This is a genomic window from Sporosarcina aquimarina, assembly GCF_023715615.1.
Classification (GTDB): domain Bacteria; phylum Bacillota; class Bacilli; order Bacillales_A; family Planococcaceae; genus Sporosarcina; species Sporosarcina aquimarina_A.
Map to the genome: position 1 here is coordinate 21,603 of NZ_JAMBOM010000002.1, position 20,130 is coordinate 41,732.

Sequence of the window (20,130 nt, forward strand, 5' to 3'; positions counted from 1 at the left end):
CTTGATCAGTTATTAACCTTTTTTTATCTTAACAAGTTTTTCAGTATTTGCTATTACAGATAATTCTTCCCCATGGATTGCCTTTATTAAGTTTTCAGCAATCACAACTGATGTTTTTTTTGCAGCTTCGATACTGATTCCGCCAATGTGTGGGGTCATCGTGATTTCATCGATACCGAAGAACGGATGATCCCCTGCTGGCGGTTCCACTCCAAATACATCAACTGCTGCCCTCAGCATAGTCTTATTCTTTAGTGCTTCAACCAAATCCGCTTCCTGGATTACTCCACCACGAGAAGTATTAATCAGAACGGCAGACGGCTTCATAACCTTGAAGAATTTATTGTCAATCAATTCTTTTGTTTCTTCTGTCAGTGGGATATGGAGGCTAATTGCATCGCTTCTTCTGAACACATCCTCCATGGAAGTAGTCACTTCCACTCCTAGGGAATCTGCAAGCTCTTGTCTTGCATCTGAAATCGTTCGCACGTAGGCAACTACATTCATTTCAAATCCGTTCTTCACTATTTTCGCCACTTTTTGAGCAATAGATCCGAACCCAATCAGTCCAATAGTTTTCCCCTTTAGTTCAGTTGTATATCTTCCATCCCTAAAAGAGAAGTTCCCTTTTTGCATTTCTGTATGAAACATACTTATATCTTTCATAGCAGATAGCAGTAAAGCTACAGCGTGTTCTGCAGTTGCGGTACTGTTCATTTTCGGGGCATGTAATACTTTAATTCCTTTAGTCGTAGCGTATTCTACATCTATATTGTCGAGTCCGATTCCGGCACCTGATATGGCAATCACGTTTTCACAGTGATTTAAAATTTCCGGAGTTATTTTTGCAGGTGCTCTTAAAATAATCCCATCTACAGCATGCTGTTGTAAGTATTTAATAATTTCTTGCTCGTCAAACTCATGAAATTGTTTCACTTCTGCAAGTTCTCTCAGCTTTTTTTCCCCATCAGGATGATACATCGGCAAAATTTGAAGGATATGCAAAGACAATGGACAACCCCTTTCTTCACGTCATTGTAAGTTTTCGATAATCGTGGTAATTCCCTGGCCACCGCCGATGCAAAGTGTTACCAATCCATATTTCGAATCTCTACGTGCCATTTCATGAAGTAATTTTGTCATAAGCACAGCGCCTGTAGCTCCAATCGGGTGACCAAGCGCTATGGCTCCACCATTTACATTCACTTTTTCAATGTCCATTCCAGTTCCTTCAATAACAGATAAAGCTTGGGCAGCGAATGCTTCGTTTAACTCAATCAAGTCAATATCCTCAATGGTTAGCCCGCATTGCTTTAAAGCTTTCTGTGTAGAAGTCACCGGTCCGATCCCCATCACTTCTGGAGAAACGCCACTCACTGCTTGTGCGATAATTTTTGCTTTCGGCTGTAATCCATATTCCTTCAATTTGTCTTCTGACATCATGAGTACGACGGATGCACCATCATTTCTTCCGCTAGCATTTCCTGCAGTGACAGTTCCACCTTCTTTAAAAACAGCTCGAAGTTTTGACAGTTGCTCTTTCGTCGAGTTTCTCGGATGTTCGTCCACCTCAAATTGAAAACTACTTTTTCTCGACTTCACTTCAAAAGAAACAATTTCTTTCTTAAAGCGTCCATCCTGAATGGCTTTTTCTGCAAGAAGTTGACTTCTCATCGCGAACTCATCTTGTTCTTCTCGTGAAATATTATAGTGTTCTGCTAAATTTTCAGCCGTGTACCCCATTGTCAATTCCCCATATACTTCTGCTGGTTGTGAACATGGTTGGCTCTCCGTATTCGGGTCTAGGATCATTCCATTCCCCGCACCGAAACCATACCGTGCCTTTCGAATATAATAGGGAGCCGTACTCATACTCTCAGCACCACCCGCAATTACCACGTCTGATAACCCTAATCGAATTTGTTGGTCCGCATTATTAATGGCTTGTAAGCCTGAACCACATTGTCGGTGGACTGTGTAACCTGGAACAGTGACGGGTAGTTCTGCCCTTAATGCAGCCAGACGGGCTAAATTCGACGTATCAGCACTTTGTTTAGCCTGGCCTAAAATAACTTCATCCACTTCAATGTCGTTATTCGTTCTTATCATCACTTCCCGAATCACTTTTTCGGCTAAAAGATCGACTGTGATGTCTTTAAGTGAACCACCCATTCTCCCAATCGCAGTTCTTACCGCTTCAACAATATAAGAATCCCGCAACTTTACAGCCCCTTATTTGCATAATCACGTTTCAGTTCACTGGCAATGATGTTTCTTTGTATCTCAGAAGTACCCTCATAGATTTTCGTAATTCTAGCATCTCGGTAATAACGTTCAATTGGATAGTCTTTCATATAACCAATTCCACCGTGAATTTGTAAAGCAAGATCTGCAACTTTGTTATACACTTCTGAAGCAAAAAGTTTAGCAATAGCTGCTTCTTTTACTACACGCTTATTCTGATCCGTCATCCAAGCAACACGATATGTCATGGAACGAAGGACTTCGATTTGCATACTGATTTCAGCAAGCATATGCTGGACCGCCTGCATGTCGACAATCTTTTGCCCAAATTGTTCTCGTTCATGGGCATATTCAAGAGAGTGTTCCAGCAATCTAACACATGATCCTAAGTTTCTTGCGGCTAAACCTGCTCGACCATTCGCAAGGATTTTCAGAGCATTAATATAACCTGATCCTTCTTCTCCTAAGACGTTTTCTGCGGGTACTTCCATATTATCGAAAAACAATTCAGCAGAATGAGAGCCTCTTAACCCCATTTTCTGTTCGACTGAACCGAGGATGAATCCAGGCGTGTCTTTTTCAACGATGAACGAGGTGATTCCACGTGCCCCTTTTGAACTGTCTGTTACCGCCATTACAGTGAAGACATGACCATCCACAGCATTCGTAATATAATGCTTGGACCCGTTAATGATGTATTTATCGCCTTTTTTTACAGCGGTTGTTTTTATATTCGCAGCATTCGATCCTGCACTTGGCTCCGTCAGTCCAAACGCACCAATCCATTCACCCGTAGCCATCTTCGGCAGATATTTCTTCTTCTGTTCTTCCGTTCCAAGGTCCACGATTCCCACTGTACCGATTCCTGTATGAGCACCGATCAGCGTCGTAAATCCATTATGTGTTTTTCCAAGTTCTTCATAAATCGCACATTTACCAACCATATCCAGACCAAGCCCACCATATTCCTCAGGGATTCCAAGACTGAAGAGTCCCATCTCTTTCGACAAATCCACAATCTTTTTTGGAATGCAATCGTTTTCTTCAATTTCCATTGCAACCGGTTCAACTTGTTCTTTTACAAATTTTTTGACGTTTGCTCTTAGAAAATCGATGTCCTCCGTGAAATTGAAATCCATACCATTTCTCCCCTTATCGATTGATGAAATTCGCAGTTCTTTTCTCTAGAAATGCTAGCGTACCTTCTCTTTTATCTTCAGTAGTAAAAGCGACTGCCTGGGATAGTTTCTCAATCCACATCGCTGTTCCAGAATCGATATCGAATCCTTTATGGACTGCAGCTTTAACAAGTTGAACGGCAACAGGACCTTTTTTTAAGACGTTTGAAACAACTTTTTCTACAGTCTCATTAAGCGCGTTTTCATCTGTAAAGTAAGTGACTAAGCCTATCCGCTCTGCTTCTTCACCATCAATTATTTTTCCTGTCAAAATCATATCGAGTGCACGTCCTTTCCCGATGATTCTAGAAAGTCGTTGAGTACCACCCGCTCCCGGAATTATTCCTAAATTCAGCTCCGGTAATCCAAACTTTGCCCGTTTCGTTGCTACCCGGATATCACATGCTAATGCTAATTCGCAACCGCCACCAAGAGCAAAACCCGTCACCACAGCAATGGTCACTTTTGAACAAGCTTCAATTTTAGAGTACAAGCCTTGCATTCCAGGGATAAGCGCTTCAAGTGCATTTCGATCATGAAGTTGTTGAATATCTGCTCCAGCGGCAAATGATTTCCCACCTGCGCCTTGGAGAACAATTACTCGCACTTCCTTGTCCCTTTCAGCATCAGAGAAGGCTGAATCGATTTCCATTAAGGTTTGTGTATCTAAGGCATTTCTTATTTCCGGACGGTTAAGTGTGAGGTACAAAATACCTTCTTCTTTTTCCACAACAATGTTCGAATACATTGTGATATCGTTTCCTCCCTTACGTATACTCGTAAAACCCTTTGCCGCTTTTCTTTCCAAGTCGTCCCGCTTTTACATAGTTAATAAGTAAAGGACAAGGTCTATATTTCTCTCCTAACGTCGCATATAAATATTCCATGTTTCGAAGTCTAGTATCTAGTCCGACTAAATCAGCAAGTTCTAACGGACCCATCGGATGATTCAGACCTAGCTTCATCGCCTTGTCGATATCTTTAGCGGAAGCAACTCCTTCCATCAGCAGATTCATAGCTTCATTGCCAATCAAACAGTTCATTCTGGAGGTTACGAAACCAGGAAACTCGTTAACTTCAATAGCTTCTTTCCTAAGTGACTCAGCAATTCCCTTAACAAATTCTACTGTCTCATCAGATGTTTCGAGACCTCTTACCACTTCAATCAACTTCATTTTATGCACAGGATTAAAGAAATGCATTGCGACGACTTTGTCAGGTCGAGTTGTTTGGGCACCGATTTCAGTCGGGCTCATGGTCGAGGTGTTTGTAGCAAGAACCGTTTCTGGCTTACAAATATGATCTAGCTTCTGAAATACTTCAATTTTTAATTCGATTTTTTCGAGAACCGCTTCGATGACTAGATCAGCTTCTTTTGCTGCTACTTCTAGATTGGATTCATAGATGAGATTTATTTTTGCACTATTGTATGTCCCTTCTTTTAGATAGCCTCCACTTAAACTTGAATCTAGTAACTCTTCGATCTCTTTTTTCGCTCTAGCGAGTATGTCCCCGTTCAAATCATTCAAAACTACTTTATATCCAGACACTGCACACGAATATGCGATTCCTTTTCCCATGACACCAGAACCAACAATTGTAATTTGCTTCAACACTCAGCCTCCTCAAAAGTTACTTCAGCTTTATCTAGTCTGTATGTTCTTCTTAGGTTAAAGGGTTACTTCACCTGACCAACGCTTGTCTAATTAGCCTTCAGTTTTCTTCAGAAATAGCGTTTTCCTATTAGGCGTTCGTTATCTCCGAATTGTATTCAAAATCAGCGCCAGTTATTTCTATTAGTTCTTCTATGCGAATATCAGACAAAATTTCAACGAGCTTCATTGTTCCATCCTCAAACTTAAAAACGGCATGTTCTGAAACAACCAGGTCCGCTTTGCGGTTTCCGCTCGACGGAAATGTCAGTTCCTTCACAAGTTTGGGCTCTCCGTTTTTGGAGGAATGTACCGTGGCTACAATGATTTTATTTGCTCCTGCCACTAAATCCATAGCTCCTCCAACACCTAAAATAGTTTGGCCGGGTACAGCCCAATTTGCAATTTCACCTGTCTGATCGACTTGTAACACACCTAGGACAGCTACATCTATATGGCCACCCCTAATCATTGCAAACGAATTTGAACTATCAAATAGTGAAGCGCCAATTTCCATTGTGATAGGCGCTTTGCTTGCACTTATCAAATCCATATTCACTTTTTCCGCAGACGGAGTAGGACCCATTCCAAGCAACCCGTTCTCAGATTGAAGAACAAGTTTTTTCTCTCCTAAATAATCAGGTATTAAAGTCGGAATCCCGACACCCAAATTAACAACTTGACCTTGTTTTAATTCTTGGACTATGCGTTTCGCAATTTTAATGCGATCAATCTGATGCAACGAAAACACCTGCCTTTTTCACGTAATGACTCTTTACGATATAATCCACATATACATGAGGCGTTACAATTTCCGAAGGGTTTAGTTCCCCGTTTTTTACGATTTCATCCACTTCCGCAATGACGACTTTACTAGCAGTTGCCATTACCGGATTGAAATTCCTTCCCGTATGGTCGTACACTAAGTTTCCTAAATGATCTGCTTTGTGCGCTTTGATAAGCGAAACGTCGCCTTTGATTGCTTTCTCCAAAATGAATCGCTCACCTTCAATCACTCTCACTTCTTTTCCTTCAGCTAATTTGGTACCGACTGCTGTCTTAGTATAGAAACCACCAATCCCTGCGCCACCGCACCTGACGGCTTCCGCTAAAGTTCCTTGTGGGATCAATTCAATCTCCAGTTCACCATCGACCCAAGCTTGGACCGCATCGCGATTTGTCGTAAAGTAAGACCCAATCGCCTTGTTTAATTTTTTCTCGTTTAAAAGAATACCCAATCCCTTGCCAGGCTCTCCTAAGTTATTACTAACCACTGTCAGATTCTTCAACGAGGAAGCAGCGATTTCATCTATTAAAGTCAATGGAGTTCCAGACATTCCAAAACCACCAACGAGCAGTTTGTCACCATCTTTCACAAATTTAATAAACTCTTCTTTCTCTAACAGTTTTTCCAAGTTCGATCTCCTTCCTAGTTAGACTATGAGCTCAAACCCAACGCTCTTTAAAACTTTTTTTGGTACGTATCTATTAGCTACAATCGAAATTGTTATTCTGCTTCACTCCATGTATATTCCAAGTTCTTTACTGTCATACGTTCAAATTCTGATATCCTAAATTCATAGATCATGTCATATACAAACAAAAGACACAAACCCAAAAGTCTGCGTCTTTAGTTCATCACCTTGAACTCATAGTCATCGTACTCAAACAGATGTTGAATCCGATACTTGTACTGAAGATGTATCCGGTTCTTCTTTTTTATCTGGAAACAATAGACTGAAGACGATACCGAATGCTGCTGCAATAAAAAACGTTGTGAATCGGGATGTCGCAATCGCATCGAGCGGAGTTGAAATCCAAATAACGGTACTTACGAACCCCGAAATAATTGTCGCGATGACACCGATTCCTGAATATCGTTTCCAAAGGAACGTTAACATGACCGCTGGCGACAGCGTACATCCAACTCCAGCCCACGCCCAACTGACCACGAGAAACACGAGGGATTTTGACGTTAAGGCGATGACTAAGCCTACGATTCCAGCACCGACGATAGTAAGACGCGAAATGGCGACTAGTTTCTTTTCAGAAAGCTTCAATTTCATGGCACGCTGTATGATGTCTTCACTAACGGAACTAGTAATGACCAATAACTGTGAATCTGCAGTAGAAATGATTGCTGCAAGAATCCCTGCAAGTAAAACTCCTGCGATCCACGGCGGCATCAAGTCCAGTATCATAAATGGTAAAATCATCTCAACATCTGCAAATACTTGGCCTTGGTATAATGTGAGCGCCGTGATACCAATCATAAATGCTCCACTATAAGCTAAAATCGTCCAAGTGATTGCTACAATACTCCCCTGTTTTGCTTCTTTTTCACTTCTCAATGCCATAAATCGAGCACTTAATTGTGGTTGCCCACCTAGGAAACCGAAAAACCAGGCAAAGTTATTAAAAAGCAACAAACCTAATGAGAACCCAATTGCCCCGCCGGTCCATGAATCCATCGAAGGTCCTGCCGCCACAAGAGCCTGACTGATTGACAAGTCGGCTGATGAAATTTGGAATAAGGCTACAATTGGTAATACCACTAATGTAACTAGCATCATGATGGATTGAATCATGTCTGTCCAAACAACTGTTACGAAGCCACCAACATAGGCAAGGATTACGACCACAACAATACTTAAAATCGCGCCAACCTTTGTTGGAATATTAAAAACAGCTAACAAGGTTTTTCCAGCTCCAGCAATTTGTGCTCCAAAGTAAAACATCATAAAACTAAAAATAAGAATAGTAGAAAGCCAAAGGATGATCTTACCTTGTTTACCGAAGCGGGCTGCAAGAAAACTAGGTAACGTCATCGTACCCGTCTTCTCAGCTTCTTTCATGAAACGTTTCGCCAAGAACAGCCAGGAGAAGATAATGCCTGAAGCGATTCCGACTGCTACCCAAACTCCTGATAAACCTGTTGCAAAAACAAAACCGGTGTAGCCTAGCAAGAGCCATGCAGATTCACCCGTAGCACGCTCTGAAAATGCTAACGCCCAACCCGGCAACTGCTTGCCGCCCAAAAGGAAATCCGCATGGCTTTTAGTACGCCGACTTACGAGATATCCAACAACCAACATGATCAAGAGATACATAACGAATTCGACCATAATAACCGTATGCAATTCACTCATCTCCTTTGGTTTTCTCATTCGAATTTCTACAACTCAGGTTAAACAATTGCATCTTCCAACACTAAATCATTCTCCGCAAAACGTTCGACTCTTAGTGGAGACAGGTCGAGTGTTTCATACCTCCCTTTACAGATAAGCTCAGCCAATCCAAGTCCCACTCCAGGCGCTTGCTGCATACCATGTCCACTGAATCCAAGTGCAACGTAATACCCTTTCATTTGTGGGTGCTCCCCAATAATTGCATTTTGGTCAACTGTATTATGGTCGTACAGACCCGCCCATCCGGATTCCAGTTTGAGATTCTCAAAGTTTGGAATTCGATGCGCTAAAATCGGCCACAGATGATCAAAAGAAGAACGCTTCCAGTTAAAATCGATGCCAGGTGTAACATCATCCGAAAAGCCAGCGACTACCCGATCCATCTCATGTCTGAAATAGACTCCAGTCGGGTCGATTGTAAGCGGTAACATTTTTTCCAATCTCTTCGTAGAGTCAAAGACATACATCTGGCGCTTCAACGGGACAACCGGCAACGGTAATCCGATTTCTCCGCTTAAAGCAGCGCCCCAGGCACCTGCACAATTAATGACAACGGGTGCAGTGTAAATGGATCCGTCTATTAATTGAACCCCCCGCATTTTTCTGCCTTCTGTAAGTAATGTAGAGACTTCTGCAGTTACATAATCCACTTCTAAGTGTTGGGCATTTTTACGATACGCCTGCATAACCGAATACGGATCCAGATAACCATCTTCCTTACAGAATAATCCTCCTGCTAAATCACCTGTTTCTAGCTCTGGGATGATGTTCAGTAGATCGCTGGTCGATAGGATTTCAGATGGGACACCGAGAGAATTTTGTAATTTGAGTTGCTTTTCATATGCAGCTATCATCCGGTCAGTCGCTAAAAATAGATAGCCTCGCTGTTTGAAGTCAATTTCAGCCTTGTCCCCGTCTATGGCCATGTCTTCTGTAAAGTTTTTATAGACTTCCAAACTGAATCGACTAAGCTGTATATTAATAGACGTCGAGTATAATTGTCGGAAACCACCCGCACTTCGGGATGTGGAGGAATACTCATACGTTGGATCCTTTTCAAATACTAGAATATTTCCCTCGAACCCATTCTTACGTAATGCAAAAGCTGTACTTGAACCCATGACTCCACCACCGACAATGATAATATCTGCTTTTTTCATAGCCTGTACCCCCTAAAATAGTTGCTCTATTCTCGTTATCTCATGTAAGGTCAACGGTTACTCCAACTTTATTTTTGAAGGCTTTGTCGTAAAAGTACTTTGCAATGACGATGTCAGCAATTGCTAATCCGACTGATTTAAATACAGTTACCTCATGTTCATTTTCTCTTCCTGTTAATTTCCCACTTATAATTTGTCCGAGTTCGCCGTGGATTGCATCCTTCGAGTACATACCAGCTTGGATTGGAACAACTAAATCCCCCGCTTCTTCCAATGCCGATTCTTTGGATTCCACAACTACCTTAGTAGCACTGCAAATGGCTGATGTCGGTAACTCTTGCATTGTTGTCTTAAAAGAACCCACTCCATTTACATGCACACCAGGTTTTAGTTTTTCTGTAAATACAGGGGTCATTGCGGTCGTAGCTGTGACAAGAATATCCGATTCTCTAACTACTTCATTTGGATCATCGCAAACGACAACTTGCTTGTTGAACTGAGTTGCGACAAATTCGGAAAATGCAATTGCCTTCTCTTCACTTCGATTGTAAACATAGATGGTATCAATATCTCTTACTGCTAGAATTGCGACACACAGCCCTTTGGCTTGTTCACCTGTACCAATAATGCCTAGTGTTTTGGAGTCTTTACGAGATAAGTACTTTGTAGCAACTCCTGACAAAGCTCCTGTCCGTAATCGCGTTAAGTAAGAGCCTTCTAATAATGCAATTGGTTCTCCGGTTGTAATGTCAGAAAGTAAAACAACACCGTTAATGACCTTTTTTCCAATAGTTATATTAGAAGGTACAACGTTGACATATTTGAGACCCATCGATTCTAAACCTTCTGCTACTGATGGCATCACGACACCAGAGTTTTCAGTCCCAAACGGTAAAATCGTTCGAATGGGAGTATCGGTAGCTGACCTTGAAAATTCTTCCAAAGCAACTTCGATACACTGTAAAATTTCTTTCATATCCACTAGTTCCATTTGGCTTTTAGCACTCAAAACTAATATTTGAAATCCCTCCCACCAATTTATCGATTCTGTCTTACACTATACTTTCATATCTTGAAAGTAATACATCCAAAATGCACAACAATCGAGTACGAATTTAGGGCAGATCGTTTAAAAAGGCTTGAAAATCTAATAGCAGAAAGGGATGAACGAATTGCAGAACATTGGGCACTATGCACAATCAATCGTTGAACAGTTTTCTTCCATATTAAATATCCCAATTAGTATTACGGATAAGGATGGGCTGGTAATTGGGAGCACAGACATTAACCGAATTGGCTCACATCATATAGTTACTACAGAAGTGACACGGTCAGGAAAGATGATGTTTTTTACCAAGGAACAAACTGCCAATCTCGTAAACGTCTTACCTGGTATTGCTACGCCTTTAAGATTTCAACAAGAAACAGTAGGTGTACTCGGTCTTATTGGAGACCCCGCAACCGTCGAACGATACGCACAATTTGTCCAATCCCACATAGAGATGCTACTAATGGAAAACTTTCGTTCAAAAACAGTTGCTTCTGAAATGGAAACGATGCGATATTTCTTTAAACGTCTCACAAGTTATCAAGAGAACGCTGATTTCATTAGTATTGGCAGCTATTGTGACATGCACGGGTTTACACTAGGAATACCAAGACGTTGTATTTTATTGGATCTACAGACTTCTATTGATCAAACCCGGTATATCCAGCAAAACCGAACATTCAAACAGGAAGAACAAGAGCTATATGTATGCTTAAAAAATTTATTCAATACCAATGATCAGGATTTTGTTGTTCCTTTATTTAAGGGTCAATGGCTCATTTTACTCTCTGACCAACCTGCTGAAAGGACTACGCTAATAAAGAGATTAGAGTTCGTCTCGGACAAGCTGAGGAGCTTTTTAGACAACCGTGAAATAGTCAGTAAGTTCCTTTTTTCGTATAGTAATCCGTCCTCCTCCATTGACGGAATTTTAAAAGCCTATGAGCAGTGTAGAAAAGCCTTAGAGATTGCCAATCGCCATCACTTGCAATCATCAATCGTTTCAATAGACGATTGGGACTTACTAGCCCATGGCGTAGAAGAGATTTTGCTTCCTGCTCAGTGGACTCTGGACACTCACATCACAAAATTAATGAATCACGTGAATGGTCCAGTCCTCATCGATAGTTTTCTCGTCTATTGTGATGAGAAAATGAACATGAGCCAAGCCGCCAGAAAACTTTATATTCATCGCAATACGTTGTTGTACAGATTGCAACAACTTCAGGAAATCTTGAGCATTGATTTAAATTCGTTTAAACAATGCACACTTTTATATTTGGCTATAAAGCAGCATGAGCATTTCAAAGAGATTATTTTGGATGAAGAATAATCGGGAGGTCATTGCCGTGATTTTCGTTATATGGGAAAAGGACAGAAATAACGATTCTTTAGTTTTAGAAGCAATGGTAAGTAGCGATGAGGAGCACGTCTTTACGGAGTACATGTGATTGGGGAAAAATGTATCTATAGAATCCAATCTAAAAAGTGATGTATACCATAGTCAAACAGTTAAACATTTTGTGGCTTTCTTAAAATAGGATCTGCGCCAATTCATTCATAAGGACATAACTAAACAGAGAGCATGTGTTTTTAGAGTGGATACCAACAATGGAACCATGTTGGTTTTAAAGACGGTACAAAAGCCTGTTGATTAAACTTTGTCCAATAACTTGATGAAATCCTGTCCGCAAAAGGGAGAATGAAGATTTTTCATAGTACTATCTGTCGTACAATTTGCGGTTTCACTCAATATCTGTTATTCTAAGGAAGTATTATTTTTGTTCTTTTCAGATTGAGAATATATTTTGTTTTTCGTCTAAGGTATTTGAGCAAGTATAGTAACATTACTGTGTGGATATCCGCACTAGGAGGCAATTATTATGGAACAAGGTACAGTTAAGTGGTTTAATGCAGAAAAAGGTTTTGGATTCATCGAGCGTGAAGCAGGAGATGACGTATTCGTACATTTCTCAGCGATCCAAAGCGAAGGTTTCAAATCTTTAGACGAAGGTCAAAGTGTAACGTTTGAAATCGAACAAGGACAACGTGGCCTACAAGCTACAAACGTTCAAAAAGCTTAATAATATAGCTAGAAAAAAACCTACTATGTAGGGTCTCAGACTGTAGACAAACTCCAGAAATTATGGGGGGTTGCCTATAGTCTTTTTCTTTTACAATAGTATTAACTATGAAAAGTTGATTTCCGCTGCGAGCGGACGCTTTCCGAGGGGCTTGCTCTCAGCCGCTTCCCTCGCTTTGCTCAGTCCAGGGTCTTCAAGCTTCGCTGATCCCTCAGGAGTCGCCGCTCTCCGCTACAATCAACAGAATCTCCCAACTATCAAATGAGGTGATGGAAAGGATGACGAAGAATTAAGTTAATGAACGGGAATAGATGGAAATGCTTACACTCGAACAGTTAGTTCCACAAGACCATCTGGTTCGTAAATTAGATGCAGCAAATGATTTTTCTTTCATTTATCCATTAGTTGAAGATCTATATTCATTATTTGGGAGACCCAGCATAGATCCAGTTGTACTCATTAAAATGACATTCATTCAATATACCTTTGGTATTCGCTCGATGCGTCAGACCATCAAAGAAATTGAAACCAATATGGCCTATCGATGGTTTCTTGGATTCGGTTTTCACACAGAAGTTCCGCATTTCTCTACGTTCGGAAAAAACTACGTTTGCCGTTTTGCAGATACAGATCTATTCGAACAGATCTTTTATCGAGTACTAAAGGAAGTCGCAGATCGTGGGCTACTTAGCTCGGAACACGTCTTTATCGAGCGGTGCTTGAAAAATTAATCTGTTTGGTATTTAACTCATTTATCCATTCACTATCATTCCAAATATTAGGATCGTCAATCGCTTGATTATCTCCACGGACCATGAAATCATAAGAATCTTTTCCACCCGTATACCAATCAACTATCACTAACTTACCATTTATATTTCTTATAAGAAATTCGGTACTTTCACCATAACTACCTACATTTTTGTTAATTTCCACTGGCATGTCTAAATATAGATAGCCCCCATCCACATCACTTGTATACTCCACTTCCCAAGCGCCAATCTCGATATTCTTAACATTTGAAGTGACATTATTCTTTACATACATATCATATTGAGATTGAATTTTTTTTTGCGTATACAACTTAAGGTTTTCGCTATCGATAAAAGTATCCAAATTCATATCCGTACCGCTCCAGACCGCATTATAGTAATCCGTCAATGCTTTCACGGCCATTTCATAAGCCATTTCAGAATCCTCAATAGAAAGTTTGCTTTCGTTTTTAGCTACATATTCAGGGGAATCTTGATTTTTTTCTTACTAGTCGTAATTTCGGTCTTTATCACACTAGCACTATCAGTACTACTTTCCTCTAAAATAGGTGTTGGACTAGTATCCTTTACACATGCACTCAGAGTAAATAAGACTAAGAAAAGGTAAGCAAATTTCATTTCATTCCCTCCAATTCAAACATAAAATAATTAATGGTCCGTAGACTAACAAGGTCCAATACCCATTTCTTTGTTATCTACGGCGCTTATAATTAGTGTAACATTTTGACAACAATAAAAAATGATAAAATACACTGTTACATATTAAAAACTGTAATGGTGTTTATTGAGTTTTTTACTTAGTTGGAATATCCACTTAGCTTGATAACCCTTATAGCGTCGCCTGCATAAATTTCTGCCGCTTTCTGGTTATTATTAAACACTGTTTTATTAGTACGACCTGTGACCAGTGCACCAATCGTATTCAAGCTAGTCTCATAGAATTCAGTGATGATTGTAGAATGTCTACAATTGTTGTAACTACCACTTAAATAAAATTGAAGGATGATTGGAAGCAAAATAATCAAAAGTTCTATAAGTAATATCAAAAGGTTTGGAAAACATTTCGTTTTCCAAACCTTTTGTCTACAGTCTAAGACCCTACTATGTAGGGTCTTTTTCATCTGTTTAACAATACCTCCACGTTCGTTAGTCAGCTTCGACGTGAACTTCAGGATCATGCAAAAGGGTACCACATAATGGACAAGTATCTTTTAATGGTCCCCCCTTATAACGAACACTACCTATAAAACGTAAACTGGAACTTCTGCATCCTAATACATATCCCTCAGCATCTTCTTGGCTCGAGACAACCTAGTTTTTATTGTTGAAAGATTAATATTTAAATGATGCTGGATCTCTTTTAAAGATTGGTCTTTAAAGTAAAAGAGAATAATAACTTCTTCATACTTTGAAGGCAGCTGTCTTAATTTGTTTCTGAGTTCTTCTGTATCCAAACTATTTATAACCTCTAACTCAGGCGTACACGCGTCCTCATCGTTAAGTAGCTCCATATTTTCATGAAGCACAACTCGATGATGGTAACCTTTTCGTAAAAAATCAATACAATGATTGTTCGCGATTCGATACATCCATGGATAGAAGGAAAGATCTCCATTATATTTTTTAAGGTTTAGATAGCATTTTACAAGAATTTCATGAGAAAGATCCTCTGCTAAATAATTATCTTTCACATAGGAAAGTGCAAGGCGATGCACTTTCTTCCTACATTCCATATAGAGATCATTATCTTTTTGATCTTTCGTACTTAGGTTAAATTTAGCTAAAACAATCTCTTTCTTTGATATGGTGTTCACTTTGACCTCCTCTGTTCTATAAAGAAAAATTAACTCAAATCTATCTTCATAGAATCTATTTCACAAATAGATCGAACAAGGACAAATCGAAATTTCCATTATCTTTTGATGAACCATCTAGAGCTACTTGACCTTTAAAAAGTATTTCTCCTGTATACGCATCCGCAACAATTACATCTGCATTTATATCTTCATTCATTTGGGAAGATGCGATATAGAGTTTACCATCTTTTACAGTTGTAATAGGTTCTGAAACAGTACCCTTTTCACCAGATAATTGGATATTATATGGTTGACCAACCGTATCGTCTGCTAAACGATAAGGTGTTACTAGGAGATTTTGTCCGTCTAACATCATGAAGTAAATGATAGAATCATCGAAGAAGCTGAGTCGATTACCTCCTAAATGCAAACCTGGGATGTTAATCGTTTCCTTTTCTTTAGTTTGTATATTGTAAGAGCTGATTTCCTGTATTACTACTTCATCACTTGTAGACTCCATATCTTCGTTTACTTTATTTTCAGTTTCCAGAAGAATAAGATGCTCACTCGTTTTTGTAAGACTTGTTCTAACTAGTTGTACATCAATACTTGTATGCTTTTGTATTCTGGAAAACTGAATAATTGCTTCATGATCTATCATTTTTTTAGTAGATAAATCGATTGTATAGATATGTTTTTCTTCATACTGTTTTCTACTTTTGCTTATTATGTTATGGGTGATGAGATATAATTTATCCCCAATTATTTGTACATCTTCTACAAGAAGATGATCCATTTCTTTACCTTCTGGAACATCCAACTTGAAGGAGTTGATAGTGTCATCTTTTTTGGTTAACACAGATATATCAAACTTATAGTTTCTTGATTTTACCGAACTAGATGCTACATCTGCATATGCTAGAAACTGTTTATTCTCAAAAAACAAGTCCTCCGAGTAATTTTTTCCTCTCATGAATGCACGATTTTTTTCTTGTAACCTCTTAATCACAGTCGGAGGATTTCCGGCAATTTGGTCTAAAAAGGAATGACTTTGATATGTAGTACCTTTTGCGCTGATTGCTAGACTCGAATTACCAATATTCATAGAAGAAATATCTACGTAGTAACCCTCCATTATTAACGGTGTAATCTCTTTTTCGTCCCCGCTTAATGCTTTGATATGAAACGTCGGAGATTGTTCCGCTGATGTTGAAGAATTTACATAGAAAGTACCAATACTAAACACAATAACTATAATGATTGCTGTGAATTTCCAGTATTTTATCATTTTCAACACCCCTTATACGGTAATCTTTTTCATTAACAGGAATCTACAAGTCCAAATAGATCCTGCGAGAACAAGGAAACCCATTATGATTTCAAGTACAAACATTTCAATTTTGTAGAAGAAGCCATTTAGAAAAAACTCATTTATAAATAATGGTGAAATCATTAAACCAACAGCAACTGCACTATAAATGAGACCTGCTAAAATCCCCTTCCATTTGAAGCTTCTTTCCATTAAGATCGCAGTAAATAAAATACTAACAGCCGACACTCCTGCACCATAGATTAAAATAAGTTCAATCGGGCTATTAGGAATGATGAAATTAAATTCGGGCATAATGGTAACAACTTCATTCAAGCTAATATCTCTTATAAACACTTTAGGTACAATTGCTTTCATTAGTAGTGTTTCAATCCGCAGCATAATGAGTTGAATTGCAACTACTCCTAATGTCATAATTAAGATCGTGGTAATTTTTGCAAAGAAAATATTCAATCTTGTTGTAGGGAGCATCAATAATCTGTAAATAAATGTATTCTTCCCTATCCAATCACGATACCAAATAATAAAGATATAGAAAACAACAGCAGCGACACAGAACCAAATAGAACCTAGAAACCACATGCTATTCATTATTTGTGAGAAACTTATTTTATCGTAATTTTCTAGAAACTGTGATTTCGATAACATTACATCATACATAATTTCATTAGCCATGTTAAGATAATATCTTGATTGCACAATGACCCCTACAATCTGGATTGTAAAAGTTACACCAATTAAAACTGCATATAGTTTCGCAATGCGATTAAATTCAAAGTTAACGAGCTTCAAGTAATTTTTCATCTTTGATACACCTCTCTCATTACATCAATGACAGACTTCCCTTCGTTTTCCCGCGCTTGCTCTGCGCTAAATTCCTTTCTAACTATTCCATCATCTAGAAGTACAACCTTATCAATTAAATGTTCAATATCGCCTACTTCATGAGTTGTAATAATTACACCGCGATTTTCAATCAAATGACTTGTGAATACATTTGCAATATCCTCTCGACTAAACATGTCAATTCCAGAGAACGGCTCATCCATTAATACATAATCCACATCAAGTGCTAGGCCAAGTAACAGGTTAACCTTTGCTGTATTACCTTTTGATAAGGAAGAAATTCGTTCGTTCGGATCTAATCTAAAAAAACCTAGTAATTCGTTTGCGCGTTCCTGATTCCAACAAGTATAAAAGTCATTCATAAACTCCATCGCTTCTGCTATTTTCATGTGTGGAAGCATTGTAATAGTATCAGGGATAAAGGTGATTTTTTCGAATGAATTTTTAGTTAGTGGTTCTCCATCTATTAATATCTGTCCTTTATTAATCGGGGTAAGCGCCATTATTGCATTTAGAATCGTCGTCTTCCCAACTCCATTGATTCCTATTAAACAAGTGATTTCACCTTTGTTTGCTGTGAAAGATACGCCTTTTAATATTTTCTTACGTGCGTATTTCTTTTCAACCGATTTTACTTCAATCATGTTTAATCCTCCTTATCACCGTTAGCTGTGTACTTTACCTTTACCAAGTCCAGCAATTCTTCTACTGGTACATTAATGGAACGAACAGATGTCACAAACATATCAACTGCCTCAGCAAGTAGTTCATCTCTTACCTTACCTAATGTCACTTTATCCGATGTGATTCTACTTGGATGATTTTTCTCCGTATAAATCAAACCTTGTTCCTCCATTTCCTTATACGCTCGTTGCGCGGTGTTAGGGTTAACTTTCATCCGATTCGCCAACTCCCGCCTTGATGGGATTTCTTCGCCAGGTTTCAATCCTCCCACTGCAATTTTTTCCTTAAAATAACGAACAATTTGCAAATAGACCGGATCACGATTATTAAAATTTACATTCATTGAAACAACTCCTATATCAACCTTTTGTAATACCAAACCAATTCAGTGTATGTATTAGGTAGTTCATACACTACAAGCGTATTATATGCTTAATACATTATTGTTGTCAATCCTATTCTGAATATTTTTTAAAAGGTTTATAGATATTTGATTCTGTACTCCCTCATTTCATAAGTATGTAGTTGTTTAGACAACAAAATGGTCAAATAATCTTATTATAGTGTAGTTCACAATGTCTTGTTATTCCCAGCCAAAAAAGCAGGAGGCGAAAAGAAAGTCTTTTCGCCTCCTGCTTTTATTTGTGTAGTTAATGACCCAAATACAAACTTCGATCTCACTCCGCCATCGTAAGAAATCTTTTTGTCCGTTCTTCCTTTGGATTATCAAATAGTTCTTTGGGGTCCCCTTGTTCGATTATGACACCGCCATCCATGAAAATCACTCGATCCGCCACTTCTCTCGCAAAATTCATTTCATGTGTAACGATGACCATTGTCATCCCCTCTTCTGCCAAATCTTTAATCACCTGTAGAACTTCTCTGACTAGTTCGGGGTCCAATGCTGACGTGGGTTCATCATAGAGCATGACGGTAGGATTTAGAGATAACGCCCTAGCAATTGCTACTCGTTGCTGTTGACCGCCTGACAACTGGGATGGATAATGATCACAACGATCTCCCAGACCTACTTTGACAAGTAGGGATTCCGCTAACTCCTTTGCTTCGTTCGGCGTAACGCCGTAAATCGTCAAGGGACCCTCCATCACGTTTTCGATTGCGGTCTTATTTGGAAATAGATTAAAAGACTGAAATACAAAGCCAGTTTTCTTTCGTAACTCCCTAATCTCTTTCTTGCGTTTTCGATCTAGTTTCCCCCCTGTATGAAGTTCGTGGGGACCAATTCTAATTATGCCTGCGTTCGGCTCTTCTAAATAAGTTAAACAACGAAGAAAAGTGGATTTTCCTGAACCGCTTGGCCCCATTATGACGACAACTTCACTTTTGTTTACAGACAGGTCGACTCCATCTAAAACAGGATTGTCTCCGAAAGCTTTTTTAAGATTTTTAACTTCAATAACCTGCAAGATAGCCTCCCCCTAAACCTAGATTTCCTACCTACGTTATCGAACTAAATGCTTTGATGATCGCTTTTCGAATTTATCAAGCAATGTTGTAAAGAACGTAATTAGAATCCAATAAATGGCTGCGGCTGTTAAATAAATCGTTAATGGCTCAAACGTTTTTGCGATGATCAAACTAGACATTTGCAGTAGTTCAGTAACAGTGATGACAGAGACTAGCGATGTATCCTTCACGAGAACGATAAATGAATTTGATAATGTCGGGATTGCAATCCGAAGACTTTGAGGGAGAATAATTCTCCTCATAGCTTGCCCATACGTCATCCCCATTGAAATGGCAGCTTCCATTTGGCCCCTATCAACCGCAAGGATGGATGCACGGAATGATTCAGAAAGATAGGCACCCGCATTTAAACTTAGTGCCATAACCCCTGAAGAAATAGGATCTAGTGAAATACCGATTTGCGGCAATCCATAGTAAATGACAAATATTTGCACCAGAAGTGGCGTTCCTCGAATAACAGAAATATAGATACTGGCGATTTCGTATACGACCTTGATCTTTAGAATTCGGATTAGTGCTGTGGAAAAACCTATCACGAGTGCAATAAGTACGGAGATACAACTTAAAAAAAGCGTCATGATTGTTGCTTTTAATAGGGAGGGCAATGAGTCGATTATGATCGTAACATCCACTACTTCACTTCCTTCCAGACTTTCTAT

Annotated in this window: 21 protein-coding genes and 1 pseudogene; 4 read left to right on the plus strand and 18 right to left on the minus strand. The window is 39.2% G+C overall.

From position 1 onward, the window contains the following. Positions 1–12 precede the first annotated feature (12 nt). The 10 genes from M3197_RS07145 to M3197_RS07190 form a co-directional block, all read right to left on the minus strand. Positions 13–1,011 (minus strand): NAD(P)-dependent oxidoreductase, encoded by a 999-nt coding sequence (locus M3197_RS07145; RefSeq protein WP_251660188.1) that lies wholly within the window; start codon positions 1,009–1,011, stop codon positions 13–15. A 21-nt stretch (positions 1,012–1,032) separates the two neighbouring features. Further along, positions 1,033–2,220, minus strand: a complete 1,188-nt coding sequence (locus M3197_RS07150) for a thiolase family protein (RefSeq protein ID WP_251660190.1) — start codon at positions 2,218–2,220, stop codon at positions 1,033–1,035. A 2-nt stretch (positions 2,221–2,222) separates the two neighbouring features. Continuing rightward, positions 2,223–3,383, minus strand: a complete 1,161-nt coding sequence (locus tag M3197_RS07155) for an acyl-CoA dehydrogenase family protein (protein WP_251660193.1) — start codon at positions 3,381–3,383, stop codon at positions 2,223–2,225. Between the two features lie 13 nt (positions 3,384–3,396). Next, positions 3,397–4,170, minus strand: a complete 774-nt coding sequence (locus M3197_RS07160; protein WP_251660195.1) for an enoyl-CoA hydratase/isomerase family protein — start codon at positions 4,168–4,170, stop codon at positions 3,397–3,399. Positions 4,171–4,189: 19 nt separating this feature from the next. Then, a complete protein-coding gene (locus tag M3197_RS07165; RefSeq protein ID WP_251660197.1) occupies positions 4,190–5,035 on the minus strand; it encodes a 3-hydroxyacyl-CoA dehydrogenase NAD-binding domain-containing protein in 846 nt (281 codons plus the stop codon). A 130-nt stretch (positions 5,036–5,165) separates the two neighbouring features. Further along, complete coding sequence (locus M3197_RS07170; protein WP_251660200.1) at positions 5,166–5,816, minus strand: 3-oxoacid CoA-transferase subunit B; 651 nt, start codon at positions 5,814–5,816, stop codon at positions 5,166–5,168. Continuing rightward, on the minus strand, positions 5,803–6,489 hold the full coding sequence (locus M3197_RS07175; protein ID WP_251660201.1) for a CoA transferase subunit A: 687 nt from the start codon (positions 6,487–6,489) through the stop codon (positions 5,803–5,805). Before M3197_RS07175 ends, M3197_RS07170 begins: the two co-directional genes overlap by 14 nt. A 249-nt stretch (positions 6,490–6,738) precedes the next feature. After that, the gene (locus M3197_RS07180) at positions 6,739–8,214 is read right to left on the minus strand and encodes a sodium/proline symporter (protein WP_251660997.1); all 1,476 of its coding nucleotides are present in this window, start codon (positions 8,212–8,214) and stop codon (positions 6,739–6,741) included. Positions 8,215–8,261: 47 nt separating this feature from the next. Then, on the minus strand, positions 8,262–9,422 hold the full coding sequence (locus tag M3197_RS07185) for an NAD(P)/FAD-dependent oxidoreductase (protein ID WP_251660203.1): 1,161 nt from the start codon (positions 9,420–9,422) through the stop codon (positions 8,262–8,264). 40 nt (positions 9,423–9,462) lie between these two features. After that, positions 9,463–10,440 (minus strand): ornithine cyclodeaminase family protein, encoded by a 978-nt coding sequence (locus tag M3197_RS07190; RefSeq protein WP_251660999.1) that lies wholly within the window; start codon positions 10,438–10,440, stop codon positions 9,463–9,465. Between the two features lie 145 nt (positions 10,441–10,585). Here M3197_RS07190 and M3197_RS07195 point away from each other — a divergent pair, with 145 nt between their 5' ends. The 4 genes and pseudogenes from M3197_RS07195 to M3197_RS07205 form a co-directional block, all read left to right on the plus strand. Next, entirely contained in the window at positions 10,586–11,803 is a 1,218-nt protein-coding gene (locus tag M3197_RS07195; RefSeq protein WP_251660205.1) for a sugar diacid recognition domain-containing protein, read from the plus strand. Next, positions 11,793–11,921: a hypothetical protein gene (locus M3197_RS17360; protein ID WP_285851229.1), complete on the plus strand. Its 129-nt coding sequence runs from the start codon at positions 11,793–11,795 to the stop codon at positions 11,919–11,921. Before M3197_RS07195 ends, M3197_RS17360 begins: the two co-directional genes overlap by 11 nt. A gap of 432 nt (positions 11,922–12,353) precedes the next feature. Next, the gene (locus tag M3197_RS07200) at positions 12,354–12,554 is read left to right on the plus strand and encodes a cold-shock protein (protein WP_053165969.1); all 201 of its coding nucleotides are present in this window, start codon (positions 12,354–12,356) and stop codon (positions 12,552–12,554) included. Between the two features lie 311 nt (positions 12,555–12,865). Further along, positions 12,866–13,267 (plus strand): annotated as a pseudogene (locus M3197_RS07205) (transposase); the annotation flags it as partial. On the opposite strand, the gene M3197_RS07210 reads toward M3197_RS07205, so the two are convergent. From M3197_RS07210 to M3197_RS07245, 8 genes are all read right to left on the minus strand, one after another. Then, positions 13,260–13,742, minus strand: coding sequence for a hypothetical protein (locus M3197_RS07210; RefSeq protein ID WP_251660208.1), 483 nt, complete (start codon positions 13,740–13,742; stop codon positions 13,260–13,262). The pseudogene M3197_RS07205 and the gene M3197_RS07210 overlap by 8 nt on opposite strands. Before the next feature lie 856 nt (positions 13,743–14,598). Next, positions 14,599–15,141: an RNA polymerase sigma factor gene (locus tag M3197_RS07215; protein WP_251660210.1), complete on the minus strand. Its 543-nt coding sequence runs from the start codon at positions 15,139–15,141 to the stop codon at positions 14,599–14,601. A gap of 55 nt (positions 15,142–15,196) precedes the next feature. After that, complete coding sequence (locus M3197_RS07220; RefSeq protein WP_251660212.1) at positions 15,197–16,411, minus strand: hypothetical protein; 1,215 nt, start codon at positions 16,409–16,411, stop codon at positions 15,197–15,199. A 12-nt stretch (positions 16,412–16,423) separates the two neighbouring features. After that, positions 16,424–17,245, minus strand: a complete 822-nt coding sequence (locus tag M3197_RS07225) for a hypothetical protein (RefSeq protein ID WP_251660214.1) — start codon at positions 17,243–17,245, stop codon at positions 16,424–16,426. 8 nt (positions 17,246–17,253) lie between these two features. Beyond that, a complete protein-coding gene (locus tag M3197_RS07230) occupies positions 17,254–17,943 on the minus strand; it encodes an ATP-binding cassette domain-containing protein (RefSeq protein ID WP_251660216.1) in 690 nt (229 codons plus the stop codon). Between the two features lie 2 nt (positions 17,944–17,945). After that, complete coding sequence (locus M3197_RS07235) at positions 17,946–18,326, minus strand: GntR family transcriptional regulator (protein WP_025783424.1); 381 nt, start codon at positions 18,324–18,326, stop codon at positions 17,946–17,948. A 334-nt stretch (positions 18,327–18,660) separates the two neighbouring features. Then, positions 18,661–19,410 (minus strand): amino acid ABC transporter ATP-binding protein, encoded by a 750-nt coding sequence (locus M3197_RS07240; RefSeq protein WP_251660218.1) that lies wholly within the window; start codon positions 19,408–19,410, stop codon positions 18,661–18,663. 36 nt (positions 19,411–19,446) lie between these two features. After that, positions 19,447–20,103: an amino acid ABC transporter permease gene (locus M3197_RS07245; protein ID WP_251661001.1), complete on the minus strand. Its 657-nt coding sequence runs from the start codon at positions 20,101–20,103 to the stop codon at positions 19,447–19,449. Positions 20,104–20,130: the final 27 nt, after the last annotated feature.